Source organism: Mesorhizobium sp. M7A.F.Ca.CA.002.09.1.1 (genome assembly GCF_003998555.1).
In the GTDB taxonomy this organism is placed as follows: Bacteria; Pseudomonadota; Alphaproteobacteria; order Rhizobiales; family Rhizobiaceae; genus Mesorhizobium; species Mesorhizobium ciceri.
Window position 1 is genome coordinate 1 of the sequence record NZ_RZRR01000695.1, and the last position, 3,052, is coordinate 3,052.

The 3,052-nt window shown below is 61.6% G+C and carries 2 protein-coding genes and 2 pseudogenes; all 4 read left to right on the plus strand.

What is annotated here, in order from left to right; all coding sequences use genetic code 11:
- Positions 1–307: pseudogene (locus EN994_RS24635) on the plus strand (FAH family protein); the annotation flags it as partial.
- Between the two features lie 52 nt (positions 308–359).
- Positions 360–1,385: an ABC transporter substrate-binding protein gene (locus EN994_RS24640; protein WP_063167574.1), complete on the plus strand. Its 1,026-nt coding sequence runs from the start codon at positions 360–362 to the stop codon at positions 1,383–1,385.
- A gap of 76 nt (positions 1,386–1,461) precedes the next feature.
- Complete coding sequence (locus EN994_RS24645; RefSeq protein ID WP_063167573.1) at positions 1,462–2,565, plus strand: ABC transporter ATP-binding protein; 1,104 nt, start codon at positions 1,462–1,464, stop codon at positions 2,563–2,565.
- Positions 2,562–3,052 (plus strand): annotated as a pseudogene (locus tag EN994_RS24650) (ABC transporter permease); the annotation flags it as partial. The gene EN994_RS24645 and the pseudogene EN994_RS24650, both read left to right, overlap by 4 nt.

Sequence of the window (3,052 nt, forward strand, 5' to 3'; positions counted from 1 at the left end):
CACTTCTTCGGGCAGGTCACCGATCAGCAGTTCCGGACCAATCGAGCAGGAGTTCCTGTCGGGTGAAGCGCACATGTCGCACTCGATCGCCAATCTCGAACACTTCCATTTCCGCTACCCGATGCACCGCAGGGCGGGCGACCTGCACGCCTATTTCTTCGGCGCGGCGGTGATGAGCTACGCCTCCGGCGTCAAGACGGCTTCCGGCGACGAGTATGAAATCCAGGCACAGACGTTCGGCAAGCCACTGCGCAACCGGATGGTGTCGGTGCCGGACGAGGGACTGGTCGCTGTTACCCAGCTGTGACGGCGCAGGCCCGAAAATTACGGTCCACCAGAACGATAATGGGAGATTAAAAATGGGACTGAGGAAAGCGTTTTTAAGACTAGCGACAATCGGGCTCAGCATCGGCCTGATGACATCGGCGGCGCTCGCCGCGAACCTTCGGGTACTGGCCTGGGACGGCTACGCCGATGCCGACTGGGTCAAGGACTTCACCGCCGCGACCGGCATCGGCGTCGATGTCGTCTTCATCGGCAGCGACGACGAGATCTGGGCCAAGATCAAGGGCAGCGAGGGCCAGGACTTCGACGTCTTTGCTGTCAACACCGCCCAGTTGCAGCGCTACATCAAGGCTGACCTGGTGTCGCCGATCGACGTCACCAAGCTCGCCAACCAGAAAGACGTGCTGCCGCGCTTCCGCGACCTGACGGCGGTCAGCGGCGTGACCAAGGACGGCAAGGTCTACGGCATTCCGTTCTGCTTCGACTCCATCGGCCTGATCTACGACACCGACAAGATCAAGCCGGCGCCGACCTCGATGTCGGTTCTGTGGGACCCGGCCTACAAGGGCAAGGTGCTGGCGTATGATAATGGCGAGCACAATTTCTCGTTCACCGCACTGACGCTCGGCTACAAGGATCCGTTCAACCTCAATGAAGAGCAGATGGCTGCAGTCAAGGCCAAGCTGGTCGAACTCAAGCGCAACGTGCTCAGCTTCTACACCACCGCCGACGAGGCGCAGCAGATCTACCAAAACAATGATGTGGCCCTGATCTGGGCCAATTACGGCCAGCAGCAGGTCAAGGCGCTGCAGAAGATCGGCGCCCATGTCGCCTATGTCAATCCGAGCGAGGGCGCGCTTGCCTGGCTCGACAACTGGGTCATTTCCAAGGGTGTCCGTGATAATGCGGCAGCCGAGAAATGGATCGATTTCATGCTGAGCAAGAGGGTCGGCGGCGAGCTTTCCGAGCGCACCGGCTTCGGCAACACGGTGACGGAAACCGGCAGCGCCGGCGGCAACGACAAGCTGGTCTGGCTCAACAATGTCGAGGACCCGCTCAAGCGTTCGGACATGTGGAACGAGGTCAAGGCAACGCCCTGATCTTTGTGCCCTCTGCCTTCGAAGGACCCGGCGGTCCGGAGGTTCCGGACCGCCGAAGCGTATGCGAGAGTATTTCATGAACCAGAACACCGACCTCTTGACGCTGCGGTCCGTCTCGAAATCCTACGGCACGGTCCCCGTGCTGCACGACATCGACCTGTCGATCAAGGACGGTGAGTTCCTCACCGTTCTTGGACCATCCGGCTCCGGCAAGACCACGGTGCTGCGGCTGATCGGCGGGCTGGAACCCCTGACGTCGGGCGAGATACGCCTGGATGGGCAAGACATCAGCCGCATGCCGATCAACCGGCGGCCGTTCAACACCGTGTTTCAGGACTATGCGCTGTTCCCGCACCTGACCGTTTCCGGCAATGTCGGTTACGGGCTTTCGGTTCGCCATGTCCAGCGCAAGGAAATCGCGCGCCGAGTCGCGGAGGCGCTGGAACTGGTCCAGCTCGGGCGTTTCGCCGACCGCTTTCCGGCGCAGCTCTCCGGCGGTCAGCGCCAGCGCGTCGCACTCGCCCGTGCGCTGATCTGCCAGCCGCGCCTGATCCTGCTCGATGAGCCGCTCGCCGCACTCGACCTCGAACTGCGCCGGCAGATGCAGGTGTTCCTAAAGTCCATCCAGCGCGAAATCAGGACCACCTTCCTGTTCGTCACCCATGACCAGGAAGAAGCCATCGGCATGGCCGACCGGATCTGCGTCATGGAGGCCGGCCATATCCGCCAGCTCGGCACGCCGCACGACCTTTACTACAGACCGAATTGCGAATTCGTCGCGCGTTTCTTCGGCGAGAACAATCTGGTGGCCGGGAAACTCGGACCGGTCCAGGGCGAGCTGCGATCGATCGAGACGGCGCTCGGGCGCCTCATCTGTTCGATCAGCGACCAGCCGCATTTGAAAGCCGCAGCGGAAGGCGCCAGCGCTTACGCCGCGTTCCGTCCAGAAGCCTTGCACCTTGCGGATGCAAAGGACACCGACAACCGTTTTTCCGGCACGATCTCCGATCTGGCCTTTGCCGGCTCGTCGACCGTCGCCACCATCATGGCCGGCGCCGACAATGCCGCGCAGCGCTTGCGGCTGCGCGTGCCTAGCCGCGTCGACGGCAGCGCGCTCAAATCCGGCGAGGCTGTATCGCTTTCGTTTGCGCCGCATGAAGGCCATCTGGTGCTGGCATGAGCGAAGCCGGATCGACACTGCCTGCGGAAAGACGGCTGTCACTGCTGGTGACGGTGCTGGCGTTTGCCTTGCCGGTGGTCTTCGTCCTGGTGCCGCTGGCGATCTTCCTCGGCTACAGTTTCTTCAGCGTCGACCAGGGCACGATCGTCTACGGCTTGTCGCTGGGCAACTATGTCAGGTTCTTCACCGATCCGGTCTTTCTGCCGGTGTTCTGGAACACCATCGTGCTGTGCGTGTCGGTGGCCATCATCTGCATCCTGCTTGCCTATCCCGCCGCCTATTTCCTGACGACGCTGAAAGGCCGCTGGCGCTACGCCTTGCTGATGCTGCTGCTGGTGCCACTGCTGATGAGCTACGTCATCAAGATCTATGCGATCCGCAGCATCCTGGGCCTCAACGGCTTCCTCAACAAGGCGCTGGTGGCGCTTGGTATCCTGCAGGAACCGTCGACGCTTTTTGTGTTCAACATGAACGCCATCCTTTTGAC